The sequence below is a fragment of the Paraburkholderia fungorum genome (assembly GCF_046027215.1).
Classification (GTDB): Bacteria; Pseudomonadota; Gammaproteobacteria; order Burkholderiales; family Burkholderiaceae; genus Paraburkholderia; species Paraburkholderia fungorum_D.
The window spans coordinates 1,487,197-1,503,944 of the sequence record NZ_JAQQEN010000002.1; the positions used below are offsets into that span (position 1 = coordinate 1,487,197).

The following is a 16,748-nucleotide window of genomic DNA, read 5'->3' on the forward strand; positions in this document are numbered from 1 at the left end:
ACCTCGGGACGCGGCGCAAGCCGCTAAGAGAATGGCGCCGCTCAGGGCGCGATATCGGGGTGCAAAATCAGGGTGCAATACCGCCCGGTGGGCCGGTTTCGTCGCCAGATTCGAGCGTGGACTGGGCATCGTCCCGTTTCAGCGAGCCGATACTGACTTCCAGGCCCGCTGCGGCGAAGACCTGAGCGAGCAAGGGTTCCGGCGCGGCGTCGGTGACCAGCAGATCGACGGCGTCCGGGCCAAACGCGTGCACCAGCGCGCTATGGCCAAATTTCGCGTGATCCGCCGCGACCACGCGCCGCTCGGCCTGCGCGAAGGCGGCCAGCGAAAACGCGACGTCGGCGGGCAGCGCGTCCATGAACCGGCCCTGCGTATCGATCGCGGTGACCGAGGCAATCGCATAGCGCACGTGAAACTGGCGCAGAAAGGCAAGCACGCTGTCGCCGAAAGCCGCGGCGTCGTCCGCGCGCAGTTCGCCGCCCGCGATGAACACCCGGTTGCCGTTGCGCGGCGCGAGTACACGGGCGACCTCGATGGAATTGGTCACGACGGTGAGGCGCGAGCGCGCGCACAGCGCCTGCGCGATATGCAGACAGGTCGTGCCGCCCTCCAGAATCAGCGAATCGCCGTCGCGCACCAGTTCGCTGATGCGCGCGCCGATTGCCCGCTTGCCCTCGCGGCTTGCCACCATGCGGCGCTGGAACGGCGGTTCGTCGAGACGCTCGGGCAGCATGATGCCGCCGTGCACCTTGATGAGCAGGCCGTCGGCGATCAACGGCTTGATGTTGCGGCGAATGGTCTCGTCGGACACGTCGAAGCGGCCGGCCAGATCGGTGATCGTGCAGGTGCGCTGCTCGCGGACGAGCCGGAGGATTTCGGCCTGGCGTTGGGTGGAGAACATGGGAATCGAGCGGTGGTGTCAGGCAAAGTCTAGCAAAACACGCGCTATAGCAGGCCATACATCCACGCATTACCAACCAAAGTCACATAAATTTGACAAGTAATGCGTGCCTTTTACTGACTTTTTCGCATCCTGAGAGCAACCTCGACCGGGCCCAGCCAGCATTTTCGCGTGACATATCCATGACGAAAGCGCTATCACGCCCGTTCATCTGTCCGTTGCAATTCGTGATTTTTTGCTGCAAGCTACGTGAATTGTTTCAACTTATTCCCACACATGTCCACACCCATTCCTACCCATGCCCGCGTCGTCATCATCGGCGGCGGCATCATTGGCTGCTCGGTCGCCTATCACCTCGCGAAGCTGGGCTGGACCGACGTGGTGTTGCTCGAACAGGGCCAGCTATCCTGCGGCACGACGTGGCACGCGGCGGGTCTGGTCGGCCAGTTGCGCGCGCAGGAAAGCATGACGAAGCTGATCCGCTACTCGACCGCGCTCTATGCCGAACTCGAGGCCGATACCGGTCTCGCGACCGGCTGGAAGCAATGCGGTTCGCTATCCGTGGCACGCACGGCCGAGCGCATGACGCAACTCAAGCGCACCGCCGCGGTCGCGCGCGCGTACGGCGTGGCGTGCGACGTGATCAGCCCGCAGGAAGCCGGTGATCTGTGGCCTGTAATGCGCACCGACGACCTGCGCGGCGCGGTCTGGCTGCCCGGCGACGGCAAAGCCAACCCCACCGACCTGACCCAGGCCCTCGCCCGCGGGGCCCGCGCGCGCGGCGCCCGCATCGTCGAAAATACCCGCGTCACGGCGATCCACACGCGCGCGGCGCAAGACGGCAAGGCGAATGGCGCGCGCGAAGTCACCGGCCTCGCGTGGCGCAACAAGGACGGCGAGGAAGGCACGCTCGGCGCGGATATCGTCGTCAATTGCGCGGGCCAGTGGGCCAAGGCGGTCGGCCGCCTGTGCGGCGTCACCGTGCCGCTCCATTCGGCCGAGCACTACTACATCGTCACGGAACGCATCGCCGGCGTGCATCCGGACCTGCCCGTGATGCGCGACCCGGACGGCTTCATCTACTTCAAGGAGGAAGTCGGCGGCCTCGTGATGGGCGGCTTCGAGCCGAATGCGAAACCGTGGGGCATGGATGGCATCCCCGAGAACTTCGAATTCCAGTTGCTGCCCGACGACTGGGATCAGTTCGAAATCCTGATGGAAAACGCGCTGCAGCGCGTGCCCGCGCTCGAAACCGCACAGGTCAAACAGTTCTACAACGGCCCGGAATCGTTCACGCCGGACAACAACTTCATGCTCGGCGAAGCGCCCGAATTGCGGCGCTTTTTCGTCGGCGCGGGTTTCAATTCGATGGGGATCGCCTCGGCGGGCGGCGCGGGCATGGCGCTCGCCGAATGGATCGTCGCCGGCGAGCCGACCATGGATTTGTGGCCGGTCGACATCCGTCGTTTTGCGCGCTTCAACGGCAACGACACATGGCTGCACGATCGCGTCAAGGAAACGCTCGGCCTGCACTACGCGATGCCGTGGCCGAATCGCGAACTCGACAGCGCGCGGCCGTTTCGCCGCTCGCCGCTGTATTCGCTGCTACGCGAGGACGGCGCCTGCTTCGGCAGCAAGATGGGTTGGGAGCGCGCCAACTTCTTCGCGCCGACACCGCAACAGGCGCAGATCGACTACGCGTTCGGGCAGCAGAACTGGCTGCCGTGGAGCGGTGCCGAACATCGCGCGTGCCGCGAAGGTGTCGCGCTGTTCGACATGACTTCGTTCTCCAAATTTCTGGTCAAGGGACGTGACGCCGAGAGCGTGTTGCAAGGCATCGTCGCGAACGACGTGGCGGTGCCGCCTGGCACGACGGTCTATACCGGCATGCTAAATGAGCGCGGCACGTATGAATCGGATTTCACGCTCACGCGTCTGGCCGACGATCAATATCTGCTCGTCACCGGTACGGCGCAAACCACGCGCGACTTCGACGCGATCGAAAAAGCGCTGCCACGCGACAGCCATTGCACGCTGGTCGACGTCACCAGTCAATATGCGGTGCTCGCCGTGATGGGCCCGCGCTCGCGCGAACTGCTGCAAAGCGTGTCGAAAGCGGACTGGAGCGACGCGGCGTTTGGCTTCGGCCAAAGCCGCGAAGTCGATCTCGGTTACGCGACGGTACGCGCCACGCGCCTCACCTATGTCGGCGAACTCGGCTGGGAACTGTATGTGCCGGTCGAATTCGCGGTCGGCGTGTACGAGACATTGCAAGTAGCGGGCAAGGCGTTTGGACTCGTCAACGCGGGCTACTACGCGATCGATTCCTTGCGCATCGAGAAAGGCTATCGCGCGTGGGGTCGCGAACTCACGCCGGACACGAATCCGTTCGAAGCGGGTTTGTCGTTCGCGTGCAAGCTCGACAGGAACATCCCGTTCCGCGGCCGCGATGCATTGCTGAAATTGCGCACCCAACCGCAGCGCCGCCGCATGGTCGTGCTCACCGCGGACGGTGCGGCCGATCGCATGCTGTGGGGCGGCGAGGCGATTCTGCGCGACGGCAAGCCCGTGGGCTTCGTCAGCTCGGCCGCGTTCGGACACACGCTCGGCTGCCCGGTGGCGATGGGCTACATCAACCATCCGGACGGCGTCGCGGATACCGCCTATCTATCCAGCGGCCAGTACGCGATCGATGTCGCCGGCGATCTGCTGCCGGCTTCCGTGCATCTGAAGGCGCCGTATGATCCGCGCTCGGAACGGGTGAAAAGCTAGCGCCCACCCCGCGCCATGCTCGACAAGACCCCATCTCGCCGGATCAGCCCATGAAACAGCGCCGCCGCAAGGTGCAGCAATACGGTCGCGAACAATGCAAACGCGAGCCACGTGTGCAGCGCGCGTAGCAGCGCGAACAACTCAGTGTTGTGCGGCGCGATCGGCGGTAAATGCCACGGACCATACAGCGTCACGGGATAGCCTGCCGCCGATAGCATCGCCCAGCCGATCAACGGCATCGCCGCCATCAACAGATACAACACGAGATGCGAAGCCTTGGCCGCGAAACGTTGCGGCGCCGGCATGTCATCGGGCAACGGCGGAGTGCCACGTTTGATGCGCACACACGCTCGCAGCACAACCAGCAACAGCAATGCGATGCCGAGCGGGCGGTGAATCGCGATCAGCGTGTTATGCGCGCGCGATACGGTCGCGACCATCCCCACGCCGATGAACAGCATCGCGATGATGAGCGGCGCCATCGTCCAATGCAGGAGTCGGGCGAGCGGACTGAAATGGGTGCGTGCCGGCGTCATGAATGGTCTCCGGTTTTCTGCGTTTGATGGATCTCGGGATGCAGCGATTCTTCGCGCGTGCGGCGCTTGTACGAGAGCGCGTACGCGGCCGAACGCGCGGCGAGCAAGGGATCGTCCGACGGCTGAATGCCCGCGGGCAGAATAGTCGGATCGAAGTTGACGTCGCGGCACGTGCCGTCTTCCTGCGATGTCGTGTGATCGATCACCAGAGTGCCTGCGTCGATATGCTGACGATCGTCGGGCCATTGCAGCGTTGCGTCGTCGGTGGGATCGCCGGGCTGCGCAACCGTCAGGATCAGATGCCAGCGCAACGGTCCGCTCTGCACACGTTGATCGAGGTCGGCCTGGAGGAAATTCTTCTCGTCCTTTTCCGCGTCCGTGATCGGCGCATACGGCGTGTCGGGCACCATCGCCCAGCGCACGGCATGGCTGACACCAGCGCTGTCGGTAAAACGGAATGCGTTGATGCTGTAATACGCGGCGTTCGCCAGACTCGACGACGGCGGATGCGCCTTCACCCATGCCTGAAACGGTTGGGTCTCCGGATTCGCCGCGTAAAAGGCCTTCATCTTTGCAGGGTCCGGTTTGCCAGTCGCGGCATCGGGCTTCGCCGCAAGCAGTTGCTGATAGAACTGCCCGGGCGTATGGACGGCGAATACCGGCGTCGAGTTCATGCCGGTGCGCCACTGTTCGCCATTTTGCAACTGGAACAGCAAGGCCATACTGCGCACGGGCGAACTCGTGTCCGACGCGGAAGGATTGCCGCCGGGAACCGCAAAGCGGCCCGTGACCGGCGTGCGGCCTGGCGCGAACACGGCAGCGAGCGAGAGCACCGCGCCGGCGCCGTTGCTATCGAAATAACCCGCTACGCACAGGCCCTTTGCATGATTGCGCCGGTAGCCTGGATGCGGCTGGCCGGCCACGGCTTCGAACGTGTTGATGAAACGCGGCGCGGTGAGACGCGTGGGCGTCAGCCATCCTGCGGTATAGGCAAAGCCGCCAGCGAGGACCAGCACAACCGCGCCGATTGCGGTGAGCCTGCATGGCACACATACAGACGCTGAATGAGGAACGGATGGTTTCGTCACGAAGACTCCCTGTCGTCGGATAGAGGCACTCATCGGCTAACACACGATACGGCGATCTATTCCAGTCGACATCCGGCGCAGGCATTCGATGCACGCGCCGGCCATCCGATATTTTTCTCAATTGACACTGCCCGCCGGCGCGTTACTGTTCGCGACGTGGCTGGCGGCAGCCGCAGCCGCAGCAGCGAGTGCCTGCTTGCGCTGCGCGACCTGCTGCGCGAACACCGGGCTGACATCGGGGTACGATGCATCGGTGACATAGTCGAGTCCGTTCTGTTGTGCTTCGATCAGTTCCTGATAAACCTCGGCACGTGTCTTGCCTTGCGCGAAAGCGCTCGACGAAGCGGCGAGAACAACAACGGACAATGCGGCAAAAGCGATCTTCTTCATGATGAACTCCGGTGAGTTTTGTGCGGGTTTGCATGAAGGAGAACCACGCCCTCGCGGCTTTTATTCCTGCTTTTTCGCCCCGAAAAAACATAGTTGGAATCCGGAATAAAACGCAGCGTGGATGGGTTAGCTCGTCGCGCAACGCGGTCGGGGTGGCGTCGCGGTAGACTCGACATCAACCTCGCACGCGGATGGAATAAACGCTCACACAGGCGTGTTCGCCACTCGATAGCCGACCTTCGCCGAATGCATACACCATGCCTCCAGATGACTCCTCTTCCGGTTCGCCGCTTTCCGAAGCGGACATTCAGGCCTACGCCGACGGCACGTTGACGCCCGAACGCGCCGCATTCCTTCAGGACTATCTGGGCAAAGATCCCGCAGAGGCACGCCGTGTGGCGTTCTACGGCAGACTGAACGCGCAGATTCAGCAGGCGTTCCAGACCATCGACGAACCGGTGAAGCGCCGTGCGGGCGGCTGGCGGCGCACGCTCGAGTGGCTGAAATCAGCGGGGCCGCGCGGCAAGACCGCGAATACGCTGGCGACGCTCCTTCTGATCCTGCTGGCCGTGAGCGGCTGGCTCGCCGCCGCCCAGGTGTCCGCGCAGGCGCTCAACAACGCCGCCGTGATGGCGCTGGCGGAAACCGACGCGGCGCCGTTTTCCGCCGCGTCGCCAACGCGCGTCGATCCGTCGGCCCCGGATCTCACGGCAATCGGCTTGCGTCTGGTGGATCAAAGGGAGCTATCGCTCGGCCCCCTCCAGCGCGCCAATGCATTCCTTTATCTGAACGGGGACAACCGCCCGGTCGTGGTGATGTCCGCCCTGGCGCTGCTGGCGCCGGCGCAACCGCAATGGGCCGCGCGCCGCGTCGGCGCGATCCGTCTGCTCACCTGGACCGCGCAACACCAGCGCTTCGTGGTGGCCGGCGACGCCCGTACGCACGGCCTGATGCGCGCAGCCGACGTCATGACCCTGCGCTGATGCCCCGGACCGCCGCAACGGCCAGACAGCGAGGGAATAAAATGCGCACACGCGTGTTTGCACCTCACATGCGCGTGGTAGTCCGACCAGCGGCCGCCGGTCCGGCGCTCCACGTGAAGCCCCTCGATTGGGAAAAAAAATGGATGTCCGTGACGAGTTGATGGAGCATGTGCCGCGCTTGCGGCGCTACGCACGCGCCTTGATCAACAACCGCGATCTCGCCGACGACCTCGTGCAGGACACGCTCGAACGCGCGCTCGGCCGCACCGGCCTGTTCCAGCCGGGCACCGACCTGCGCGCGTGGCTCTTTACGATCATGCATAACGTGTTCGCCAATCAGGCGCGCAAAGCCTCCGCGCGAGCCGTTCACGTGGCGGTCGACGACGACAGCGTCCACGAAAGCGAATTCGCCGTACCGTCCGACCAGACCCGCTCGCTGGAAATGCGCGATCTCGACTATGCATTGCAGCGTTTGCCGGTGGAGCAGCGCGAAGTCGTGCTGCTGGTCGGTCTCGAGGAAATGAGCTACGCCGACGTGGCGCTCGCGCTGGACATTCCGATCGGCACGGTCATGTCGCGGCTTTCACGCGGACGCGAACGACTTCGGGCATTGATGGCGGGCACGCAGCCCGGGGCGAAATTACAGGTGGTGCGATGAGCGACCAACAGATGCCGATCGGCGAAGAAGACCTCCACGCCTACGTGGACGGCACGCTGTCCGACGAACGGCGCACCCACGTGGAGCGCGCGCTCGAACAGAACCCCGAGTTGGCCGCACGAGTCAGCGATTATTTCTCGCTGAACAGCATGTTCCATGAACGCTATGACCGTGTGCTGAATGAGCCTGTGCCGAGGCGCCTGCAGACGCCCGCACCGCGGCGCTGGCGCATCGCCGCCAACTGGCCGCAGTTCGCCGGCATGGCCGCTGCACTGCTGTTAGGGGTCGGCATTGGTGTCGGCACGCATATGGGGCAGGACGTCGCTGCGCCGCTCGCGAGCCGCTCGGACACGCGGCCGGTCAGTGCGAACAGTTCGGAAATGTTTGCGCGGCAGGCCGCAGTGGCGCATGTGGTCTATATGCCCGCTGTCGACCGCCCGGCCGAAATGACTGCGGATCACGAACAGGATTTCGTGCAGTGGTTGTCCAACCGGCTCGGCACCAATGTGCATCCGCCGATGCTCTCGAAGAGCGGGTTCAATCTTTCGGGCGGGCGCCTGTTGCCAGGCGCCGATGGACCGACCGCGCAGTTCATGTATCGCGGGCCGAATGGCGAACGCGTGACACTGTGCATTTCGCACCGTCAGGTGAACTCGAATACCACCGCGTTCAAGCTGTATCAGGACGGCCCGGTGAACGTGTTCTACTGGGTGGATGGCGACTTTGGGTATGCGGTGTCAGGCGGAATCGATCGCAATGTGCTGCTGCAACTGTCGCATGACGTGTACTCGCAATTGACAGGAGCGGCGCCGGGTTGATACGTCCCCTGCGTATCAGCTTCCGGAACCGCGTCCGCGATCGGGCGACACCACGCGTATCGCATGGTCCGCATTGGTGCGCGATCTCGCCAGCTCGCGCGGCGTGACTCCGAGCAACCGGTTCATCCAGTGCGCCATATGGCTCTGATGCGCGAAGCCCGTATCCAGCGCGATCTGACTCGCGCTCAAGCGGCCCTGTAGCAATAGATTCCGCGCGCGCTCCACCCGCCGTCGCACCACGTACTGATGCACCGGCATGCCAAGCGTTTGGCGAAACAGCGCCTTGAAATGCGGCACGCTCAAACCGGCATGCACGGCCAGCTCAGTGAGCGTCAAACGCTGGTCCAGATGGGCTTCGATGAAGTCGATCACGCGCGCGGCCGTGTTCGGTGCCAGTGTGCGGCGCTTATCGTCGAGCGTCGGCGCGTCGCCGATCAGCCGCACGATCATCGCCGTGCAGAGGCTCTCGGCGTAGAGCGGATCGGAGGCGTCATGGGCTTCGAGTTCGGCGCGCAATGCCCAGGCCAGATGCTGGAAGCGCGGATCACGCATCTGGAATTGCGGACGCAGCCGGGTCTCGTCCGACTTCAATTCCAGCTGTTCGACAGTCCGGCTCGCGAAGTCCTTGCTGATCCATACGCTGAAAATCGTACAGGCGGTTTCATCGTTCCATTGTCCGTCGAGCCCCGCGGGAATCACGTCGGCATCGCCGTGCGCCTGGATCCGGGAATAACTGCGTTCGTTGCACAGGCAACGCGCCCTGACCGGCGCGCCGACATGCACGCCCACGCGATGGTGTTCGAGCGCGGGAATCCGGTGCAGACCGGCGGACACACTGACCAGCTCCGCGCCGAAGCCCTGCCAGCCGAGCGTCTTGCTGGAGCGCAATGCGATGCGGGAGGCACTGTGCGGCTGCGGTATCGGTGTCACGGCACTCATTGCTTTCCCTCGCGGACGGCACTCAATGTATGCGCATTGTGCGGTTTTTTGCGCCGCTTTGCTCGGCGAAGCGTTGCATCGCAGGGCCGGATGCGCCGCCTTGAAAACAATCATCCGAATCTGCGCAACACGATCCTTGCCCGTGCGTTGGCGGGACCCCGTGTCCCTATGATGACCGGACATCAGGCCGACAAGGAGTCCACCGTGTTTGTGATTTTTGGAGCAGCAGGCAATGTAGGACGTGTCACCGCAGCGGCGTTGCGCCGCGCGGGTCGTGAAGTGCGCGCGGTGGTTCGCAACGAGCAGCAAGGCAAACTGCTGGCGGAGATCGGTTGCGGCGTTGCCATCGCCGATCTGCTCGATCCATCGACCGTTGAGCGGGCGATCGAAGGCGCTACCGCGGTGCAGATACTGTGTCCGCTACCGCGTGAGGGTGCCGACCCCGCCAGCACGATGCGCCGCATGATCGACGTCAGCGCCGCCGTGTTACGCGCCAACCCGCCGCAACGCGTGCTCGCGCTGTCCGACTACGGCGCGGAACACGCAGAAGGCACGGGCATCACCACGCTGTTCCACCACCTCGAAACGCAACTCGCGCCGCTCGCCTCCCCACTGACCCAACTGACGTTTCTGCGCGCCGCCGAGCACATGCACAACTGGGCGCGCGTACTGCCGGTCGTACTGGCGAGAGGCGTGCTGCCGAGCCTGCATCAGCCGTTGAACAAGCTGTTTCCGACCGTCGCCGCGCAGGATGTCGGGCTGCTCGCCGCCGAACTGCTACTCGACGACAGATCGGTCAAGGTATCGCCGCGCGTGGTCAGCATAGAGGGCGCGGAGCGCATCAGCGCCCTGGAGGTGGCGCGCACATTCGGCGCATTGACCCAGCGTGAAATCGCCGCGCGCGAAGTGCCGCGCGGCGAATGGGTCGCCCTGCTCCGGGGCGCCGGACTCGGCGAACGCCATGCGCGCCTGATCGTCGATCTGTATGACGCCCACAACGCGGGCCGCATCGAGGTCGAAACGCAGATCAGCGAGCGGCGCTTTGGCACGACGGCGGCAGTGGACGTTTTTGCATCGCTCCTGCCACACGTCGCCGCGGCCACGGCACGCTAGACGACGCTCGCGACAGGAGAAGCCCTATGCACACATGCCCTCTGCAGCGCGCCTCCATGCGCTCGCGCAACGTCGCGGCGCGACGCAACCCTCACCCGCGCACAGGCCGCCACGTCCGCTTCTGGCTGGCAGTCTCGGCAAGCTTTGTGGGGATGACCGGATGGCGGGCGTTGCGCGAACTGCTCAACGCGATTCCCGATAGCAACGACGATTTCGGATTGTTCTAGGCCGGCGTGATGGCCCGCGTCGGGATAACGGCACAATCGACGCCGCAACGCCGGCCGCCGTTTGCACAGTTTGCAAAAGGCGGCCGGCATGCATGCGTCAATTATTCGTTTTCGTCGAAGTAGTGGCCGAACTTCAGCTGCTTCGTGCGGATATAGCGCTCGTTTTCCTCACGCATCGGGATCGCCAGCGCGACCCGCTCGCTCACCGGAATGCCATGTTTCGACAGCGTGTCGAATTTTTCCGGATTGTTGCTCATCAGACGCACCGAGGTGACCTTCAGCGTGCGCAAAATGCCGGCCGCCGAATCGTATTCGCGTGAGTCGTCGGGCAGGCCGAGATCGAGATTGGCCTCGACCGTGTCGCGGCCCTGCTCCTGCAGCGCGTACGCGCGAATCTTGTTCGACAGGCCGATGCCGCGCCCTTCGTGGCCGCGCAGATACAGCAGCACGCCGCAGCCTTCGGCCGCGATATAGCGCAGCGCCAGATCGAGCTGCTCGCCGCAATCGCAGCGATACGAGCCGAGCACGTCGCCCGTCAGGCATTCGGAATGCAGGCGCGTCAACACGGACGACTGGTTGGCGACGTCGCCCATCACGAGCGCGAGATGTTCGGCACCGCTTTCGCACACGCGAAACACGTAAGAAGTGAACGTGCCGTAGCGCGTGGGGAGTGTGGCGGTAGCGTCGAGAATGACACATTCGCCGCGGATTTCGCCGTCTGTTGCTTGCGACGGATCGTGAGACGTGAGCATGGCGTTGGACAGTGGTGCTGACATGAACCCGATGCATCCGGGAATAAGGTACGGACTGGGAGTTTACCGCTAATCCGCGCACCGCACCCGGATGACCATGCGGCGCGCACGGAACCGCGCCGCTACACGGGATAAACGTGCCGCGCGCCATAGGTATTCCCGGGGATACTTCAGGGGCGCGTCGCGCCTATACTGGAATCGCCTGTCCCTCACGACAACACGCCGCGCCGGCGTGCTGCACTGCGAAACGGAGCGCTCCATGACAAGCGTTGCACAGCTTCTTAAAACGAAACCGAACAACACCACCGTCTTCACGGTCGGGGCCGACGATTCAGTCTATGAAGCGATCAAGCTGATGGCCGAAAAAGGCATCGGCGCATTGGTCGTCACCGACGGCGACAGCATCGCCGGCATCATCACGGAGCGCGACTACGCGCGCAAAGTCGTGCTGATGGAACGTTCGTCGAAGGCGACGCCGGTGCGCGACATCATGAGCAAGGCCGTGCGCTTCGTCCGTCCCGACCAGACCACCGACGACTGCATGGCCTTGATGACCGAACGGCGCATGCGCCACTTGCCGGTGATCGAAAACGACCGGCTGGTCGGGATGGTGTCGATCGGCGACCTGGTGAAGAACATCATCGCGGAACAGCAGTTCACCATTCAGCAACTCGAGTTCTATATCCACGGCGAACGGCCCTGAGATTCATCGCGCCTCCCGCCAGACAAGGCACAAAAAAAAGCCCAATCCTTGTAAAAGGTTGGGCGAAGCTACCTTGCGGCAGCGGAGGTTCCTTGACTGGTGGACGATGACGTTCGAAGCGTTCGAAGCGTTCCAACCGGCCTGCTCCGGCGGACCGGGCACGCCCTTACGCCTGTCACTCGTCCGTTAATCACTGCAGTATTCAGCCGGCACGCTGTCTACGGGCGCGCCTTTTCTTCACAGCTCAAACTGCTGCCAACTCACTGGTAACAAGGCCTCGCCGCGCAGGAACGCGCGCGCGCTCGCCTCGTCAATCAGGCTGGGCCGGTTTCAGTTGCCGAAATAAACCGACTTCGAGCCCGACATCGGCTGCATCACGCCACCGGATTGCGACGAACCGCTCATCGGTGCGCCATAACCGCTGGTGTTGGCGACCGGCTCCTGAGCTTGCGCGACTGCCGGGTTTTGAGCCTGAACGCGACGTTCCGCGGCCTGGATGTCGGCCGGATAGTTCACGTCGTTAGTGGTGGCCGGGTTGTAGCCGGCTTGTTCCAACTGGATCAACTGGTTGCGGACTTCCGCGCGGGTCACGGGCTGCTGGCTTGCTTGAGCGAATGAAACGACCGGGGCGGCGAGAATGGCTGCAATGGCGACTGCCTTGATAAGCGATTTCATGATGATTTACCTCCAGACCTGGTTTTTTTGCTTCGCTTGCCACACCATGTGAGAAGCGAGTGACTGAAGTCTAGTCATCAGATTGCAGAGGGAAAACCCTTAATTGCGAGATACATAATTGTTTGAATCGCAAAAATGCGACCAAACTTACTGCAAACCGATCTTTATGCACCAGCCTTACCGTAATAATTGTCGGCTTCGTAACCCTTTGTGTCTGACGTTTCGCAATATCGTCTGAGTTGAGGATGTTTCGCCACCCTGCGCTCCTACGGTAGTCAAAGCTTCGTATCGCTTGAATGCGCGGAAAACGGCGTCAATAACAGCTTGCGGGGCCCACTCACAAAGCCGCTACCGGGCTCAAAAAACCTCAACGGCTGATGCATTTCGCGCGACAGGCCGATGCGCGTTGTCACCCCGACTGGCCTCGCTCCTGTTTCGATTACGCCGATCCACAGATTGCGCCCTGTGCAGAGATCGCGGCCGTCGAACGATTGACCGATACCGAGCGCCATGGTGAGCCGGCCGGGGCCGCGCGCGAGATCGCGCAACGGTACGCCGGGCCGCCGCGCTTCCATCAACGGCAGCCCTTCCAGCGGTTCGATTGCGCGAAACAGGATCCCGGCGCCAACCTCCTCGGCTTCCGCGGACATATTCAGCATGTACGACAGCCCATACGTCAGCCGCACGTGCGCATGCCCGGGCGCGAGAAACATCGACCCGTTATGGGGACGGCGGCCCGCGAACGCGTGGCTGGTCGAATCGCCCAACGGATACGCCTCGGTCTCGACAATCCGTCCGCTCATGCGGCCTTCGGGCAGATCGTGCACGAGGTATTTGCCGACCATGAAGCGCGCCAGTTCGACGGTATCGACAGGCAAATCGTCACGAAGCAGTGGCAGGATGGGCAGGGGCTGATTCGGCATGCGGTTCGGCCTCGGTCTGGAAGCATAAAAGTGCGGCGTCGAGCCCCGCGCCGCCGGTCCATTGGCCAGCGTACGAGCCGGCCTGGCCAGCGCTGTGTCAAGCGGCATGCGCCATCGACCTGTTTTCATCGGCCGATTCGTTGTACCAAAACCTCAAATCGATGCGGCAGTGCATTCACCATGGCACTAATTGGAGTATCGTGTGTTTCCGGCCTGCAGCACAGCCTTTGCCGGCAAGCGTGTGCCCCGGCCCGCCTGATCGGCAGTCAGATTGCAAGAAACTCGCAAGACCCGCAGCACGGTTCCATTCAGATTTGATCCCGAAGTACCCGCAGGTGTAGTACACCGGCCCTATCCGGGGCCGTCGTATTCATGACAACAGGAGAAAGTTGAATGAAAGCATTTCCGGCAATCAAGATGGTCGGCGGCGCGCTGATCGTTCTGGCATCCCTCAACGCATATGCACAAAGCAGCGATGCCGCCGCTCCCGCGGCTGCTTCGTCGGCTACCAGCAGCAAGGAGGCGAAGGCGGCCAACCGGGCACTGGGACGCAAGGTGCGTAGCGCGCTGTCGAAGACGAAGGGCCTGAGCGTGGCCAATATCACGGTGCGCGCACGTGGCGGCGCAGTGACGCTGGCAGGCACGGTGCCTGAGCAGCAGCAAATCGACCTGGCCACGCAAGCGGCGCAAGGCGTAGCCGGCGTCACGTCGGTGAAAAACGCGCTGTCGATTCGTCCGGTCGGCCAGTAATAACGGGATCCGCCTGAGCGATACCCGGGCGCCGTACTTCGTCATGAGACGCGGTACGACGTCCGGCCCAGCCTTTACCCTGTCTATCGGTGCAGCCAGCACCGGGCGGCTCCAGACCGCCGACGCTCCAGACGCCGACATCACACGTGCGTGGTCCTGTGATGCCGTTCTTCAGGCTTCAGACATGCCGCGCACACGGGTAAGCTCGAAGCCGCAAACGTGCGATATTTTCAGCCGACCGACAAAGCCGCGCCGCAAGCCAACTAGTCTTTATAATTTAATATGTTAGGGCATGTTGTTGACACGATGCATGAGCATTCGCGCTTGCTCAAAGAGGCTGCCCCGGTGCTAGTCGGCGCCTCGCGCGCCCGTCCAACCCTGGCCCTGACGAGCACAACCGCGCACTAAAACAAGCACTACAACAAGCACTGCAAGGAAGCCCCGAATGACCACGCCCGCGACCGTTTTACCCCGCTGGACCATCGCCGCGCCGATCGTCGCGTGGATCGTGCTGGGCATCGCCTACGCCATGCCCGGCAGCGCGCTGCTGCTCGGGCTCGTGGGCGTGGCGCTGTGCGCGGCCGTCTTCACCGCCGTGCACCATGCGGAAGTGGTGGCGCATCGCGTCGGCGAACCGTTCGGCACGCTGGTGCTGGCGGTGGCCGTGACGGTCATCGAGGTGGCGCTGATCGTCTCGGTAATGCTGACGTCGGGCCCCGAAAAGGCCGGCCTCGCGCGCGACACGGTGTTCGCCGCCGTCATGATCGTGTGCAACGGCATCGTGGGCATTTGCCTGCTGGTGGGCGGTATCCGTCATCGCGAACAGGATTTTCAGAGCCGAGGCGCGGCCGCGTCGCTCGCCGTGCTCGCTTCGTTGTCCGTGCTGACGCTCGTCATGCCGAATTACACGACAACCCGCGTCGGTCCGATTCTGACGTCATCGCAACTGGCGTTCGCGGGGGTTTCGTCGCTCGTGCTGTATGGCGTGTTCGTGTTCGTGCAGACCGTGCGTCACCGCGATTACTTTCTCGCCGACGTACCCGATGAAGATGTTCATGCCGCCCCGCCGAGCGGCGGTCTCGCGGCGCTGAGCGGCCTGTTGCTGCTCGTGTGTCTGGTCGCCGTGGTGCTGCTTGCGAAGGTGCTCTCGCCGGTCGTCGAGACCGCGGTGAAGAACGCGGGCGCGCCGCCGGCGGTGGTCGGCATCATCATTGCCGCGCTGGTATTGCTGCCTGAAGGCCTCGCCGCCGTGCGCGCGGCGCGCGCCGATCGCCTGCAGAACAGCCTGAATCTCGCGCTGGGCTCGGCGCTGGCCAGTATCGGGCTGACCATTCCGACCGTTGCCTGCGTGTTCCTGTGGACCGGTCAACCGCTCGTGCTCGGTATCGACGGCAAGGAGACCGTGCTGCTGATTCTCACGCTGCTGGTGGGTACGCTCACGCTCAGCAGCGGGCGCACGACGATCCTGCAAGGCGCCGTGCATCTTTCGCTATTCGCGGCGTACCTGTTTCTGTCCTTCGCGCCGTAATCGCGAGGCGACGTGCGTCGCTTCGCAACAGGCGTACTTCGGTGAGCAACAGATCGCGCCAGCGACCTCATTCCTCCCAGTGCGCCGCGATCCATTCGCGAAACAGACTCAGCTTGTGCTGATGCGCGACCGAGTCCGGGTACACGAAGTAATAGCGCCAGCCGGTCTTGAGCACCATGTCGAACGGCCGCACCAGGCGCTTGGCCGCGACGTCCTCGTCGATCAACGCAAGATCGCTGATCGCCACGCCGAAGCCCTGCAACGCGGCGTTGGTCGCCATATCCAGCGTGTCGAAGCTCGGACCGTGCTCGGCATCGATAGCGAGCGCGTTCGCGGCATCCAGTTCAGTCACCTTGGCGAGCCACATCTTCCAGTCGCGGTGATCGCGCGTCGGATGCAGCAACGTGTGGCGCGTCAGGTCCGCGATCTGGTCCAGCGGCTTGTCCTTGAGCAGGTCCGGCGCGCACACCGGCGTCAGGCGCTCCTCGAACAGCGGTACCGCCTGCACGCCCGCGCCCGGCGACGATCCATAGATGATCGCCGCGTCGAACGGCTCGAGCTGGAAGTCGACATCGTGCTGCCAGGTCGTGGTGATCTGCACATGCAGATCAGGATACTCGGCCTGGAAACGCATGATCTTGGGCAGCATCCAGCGCATCACGCAGGTCGGCACCTTGAGCGCGAGATCGGTTCGCTGGCGCGTAAGGCGCAACGAAATCTCCTCGATCCGCGCGAAGCTCTCCTTCACGGCCGGCAGCAGCAATTCGCCCTCGGCGGTCAGCGTTAAACCTTTCGCATGACGCTTGAAAAGCGGAAACTTGTAATAGTCCTCGAGCGCGATGATTTGCCGGCTGACCGCGCCTTGCGTGAGGCAGAGATGGTCGGCGGCACGCGTAAAGCTGCGGTGCCGCGCAACGGTTTCGAAAATCTGCAGCGCGTTGAGCGGCGGAAGGCGTCGCATCGAAGGGGTCCAGTACGGGATCAGAAAAAGT

18 protein-coding genes are annotated in these 16,748 nt (G+C 63.4%); 9 read left to right on the forward strand and 9 right to left on the reverse strand.

Annotation, left to right across the window (positions count from 1 at the left end; all coding sequences use genetic code 11):
- Positions 1 to 67 precede the first annotated feature (67 nt).
- Positions 68 to 901 carry a DeoR/GlpR family DNA-binding transcription regulator gene (locus PQR27_RS27205; protein ID WP_408526702.1) on the reverse strand — a complete coding sequence of 278 codons (834 nt, stop codon included), beginning with the start codon at positions 899 to 901 and terminating at the stop codon, positions 68 to 70.
- A 276-nt stretch (positions 902 to 1,177) separates the two neighbouring features.
- Between PQR27_RS27205 and PQR27_RS27210 the strand changes: the two genes are divergently transcribed.
- Positions 1,178 to 3,673 carry a GcvT family protein gene (locus PQR27_RS27210; protein WP_408526703.1) on the forward strand — a complete coding sequence of 832 codons (2,496 nt, stop codon included), beginning with the start codon at positions 1,178 to 1,180 and terminating at the stop codon, positions 3,671 to 3,673.
- On the opposite strand, the gene PQR27_RS27215 is transcribed toward PQR27_RS27210, so the two are convergent.
- The 3 genes from PQR27_RS27215 to PQR27_RS27225 all read right to left on the reverse strand — a co-directional run bounded on the left by PQR27_RS27215 (position 3,670) and on the right by PQR27_RS27225 (position 5,687).
- Positions 3,670 to 4,209, reverse strand: a complete 540-nt coding sequence (locus PQR27_RS27215; protein WP_408526704.1) for a cytochrome b — start codon at positions 4,207 to 4,209, stop codon at positions 3,670 to 3,672. The two genes, PQR27_RS27210 and PQR27_RS27215, sit on opposite strands and share 4 nt — an antisense overlap.
- The gene (locus PQR27_RS27220; protein WP_408526705.1) at positions 4,206 to 5,297 is read right to left on the reverse strand and encodes a catalase family peroxidase; all 1,092 of its coding nucleotides are present in this window, start codon (positions 5,295 to 5,297) and stop codon (positions 4,206 to 4,208) included. Before PQR27_RS27220 ends, PQR27_RS27215 begins: the two co-directional genes overlap by 4 nt.
- Positions 5,298 to 5,414: 117 nt before the next feature.
- Complete coding sequence (locus PQR27_RS27225) at positions 5,415 to 5,687, reverse strand: DUF4148 domain-containing protein (RefSeq protein ID WP_408526706.1); 273 nt, start codon at positions 5,685 to 5,687, stop codon at positions 5,415 to 5,417.
- A gap of 257 nt (positions 5,688 to 5,944) precedes the next feature.
- Here PQR27_RS27225 and PQR27_RS27230 point away from each other — a divergent pair, with 257 nt between their 5' ends.
- The 3 genes from PQR27_RS27230 to PQR27_RS27240 all read left to right on the forward strand — a co-directional run bounded on the left by PQR27_RS27230 (position 5,945) and on the right by PQR27_RS27240 (position 8,146).
- Entirely contained in the window at positions 5,945 to 6,670 is a 726-nt protein-coding gene (locus tag PQR27_RS27230; protein ID WP_408526707.1) for an anti-sigma factor family protein, read from the forward strand.
- A 139-nt stretch (positions 6,671 to 6,809) separates the two neighbouring features.
- Positions 6,810 to 7,328: a sigma-70 family RNA polymerase sigma factor gene (locus PQR27_RS27235; RefSeq protein ID WP_408526708.1), complete on the forward strand. Its 519-nt coding sequence runs from the start codon at positions 6,810 to 6,812 to the stop codon at positions 7,326 to 7,328.
- On the forward strand, positions 7,325 to 8,146 hold the full coding sequence (locus PQR27_RS27240; RefSeq protein ID WP_408526709.1) for an anti-sigma factor family protein: 822 nt from the start codon (positions 7,325 to 7,327) through the stop codon (positions 8,144 to 8,146). The genes PQR27_RS27235 and PQR27_RS27240 overlap by 4 nt, the downstream gene beginning before the upstream one ends.
- A gap of 15 nt (positions 8,147 to 8,161) precedes the next feature.
- On the opposite strand, the gene PQR27_RS27245 is transcribed toward PQR27_RS27240, so the two are convergent.
- Positions 8,162 to 9,085, reverse strand: a complete 924-nt coding sequence (locus PQR27_RS27245) for an AraC family transcriptional regulator (RefSeq protein ID WP_408526710.1) — start codon at positions 9,083 to 9,085, stop codon at positions 8,162 to 8,164.
- Between the two features lie 204 nt (positions 9,086 to 9,289).
- On the opposite strand from PQR27_RS27245, the gene PQR27_RS27250 reads away from it, so the two are divergent.
- Together PQR27_RS27250 and PQR27_RS27255 are read left to right on the forward strand one after the other, a co-directional pair.
- Positions 9,290 to 10,198, forward strand: a complete 909-nt coding sequence (locus tag PQR27_RS27250; RefSeq protein WP_408528315.1) for an NmrA family NAD(P)-binding protein — start codon at positions 9,290 to 9,292, stop codon at positions 10,196 to 10,198.
- 26 nt (positions 10,199 to 10,224) lie between these two features.
- Positions 10,225 to 10,425 carry a hypothetical protein gene (locus tag PQR27_RS27255; protein WP_408526711.1) on the forward strand — a complete coding sequence of 67 codons (201 nt, stop codon included), beginning with the start codon at positions 10,225 to 10,227 and terminating at the stop codon, positions 10,423 to 10,425.
- A 101-nt stretch (positions 10,426 to 10,526) separates the two neighbouring features.
- Here PQR27_RS27255 and ribA read toward each other — a convergent pair whose 3' ends face one another.
- The gene (gene ribA / locus PQR27_RS27260; protein WP_408528316.1) at positions 10,527 to 11,177 is read right to left on the reverse strand and encodes a GTP cyclohydrolase II; all 651 of its coding nucleotides are present in this window, start codon (positions 11,175 to 11,177) and stop codon (positions 10,527 to 10,529) included.
- Positions 11,178 to 11,436: 259 nt separating this feature from the next.
- Between ribA and PQR27_RS27265 the strand changes: the two genes are divergently transcribed.
- Positions 11,437 to 11,880 carry a CBS domain-containing protein gene (locus tag PQR27_RS27265; protein WP_408526712.1) on the forward strand — a complete coding sequence of 148 codons (444 nt, stop codon included), beginning with the start codon at positions 11,437 to 11,439 and terminating at the stop codon, positions 11,878 to 11,880.
- A 330-nt stretch (positions 11,881 to 12,210) separates the two neighbouring features.
- On the opposite strand, the gene PQR27_RS27270 is transcribed toward PQR27_RS27265, so the two are convergent.
- Together PQR27_RS27270 and PQR27_RS27275 are read right to left on the reverse strand one after the other, a co-directional pair.
- On the reverse strand, positions 12,211 to 12,555 hold the full coding sequence (locus tag PQR27_RS27270) for a DUF4148 domain-containing protein (protein WP_408526713.1): 345 nt from the start codon (positions 12,553 to 12,555) through the stop codon (positions 12,211 to 12,213).
- Between the two features lie 275 nt (positions 12,556 to 12,830).
- The gene (locus PQR27_RS27275; RefSeq protein ID WP_408526714.1) at positions 12,831 to 13,478 is read right to left on the reverse strand and encodes a DNA-3-methyladenine glycosylase; all 648 of its coding nucleotides are present in this window, start codon (positions 13,476 to 13,478) and stop codon (positions 12,831 to 12,833) included.
- A 393-nt stretch (positions 13,479 to 13,871) separates the two neighbouring features.
- On the opposite strand from PQR27_RS27275, the gene PQR27_RS27280 reads away from it, so the two are divergent.
- On the forward strand, positions 13,872 to 14,228 hold the full coding sequence (locus PQR27_RS27280) for a BON domain-containing protein (RefSeq protein ID WP_408526715.1): 357 nt from the start codon (positions 13,872 to 13,874) through the stop codon (positions 14,226 to 14,228).
- A gap of 445 nt (positions 14,229 to 14,673) precedes the next feature.
- Positions 14,674 to 15,756: a calcium:cation antiporter gene (locus tag PQR27_RS27285; protein WP_408526716.1), complete on the forward strand. Its 1,083-nt coding sequence runs from the start codon at positions 14,674 to 14,676 to the stop codon at positions 15,754 to 15,756.
- A gap of 67 nt (positions 15,757 to 15,823) precedes the next feature.
- Here the strand turns inward: PQR27_RS27285 and PQR27_RS27290 are convergent, their stop codons facing one another.
- Entirely contained in the window at positions 15,824 to 16,717 is an 894-nt protein-coding gene (locus PQR27_RS27290; RefSeq protein WP_408526717.1) for a LysR substrate-binding domain-containing protein, read from the reverse strand.
- Positions 16,718 to 16,748 lie beyond the last annotated feature (31 nt).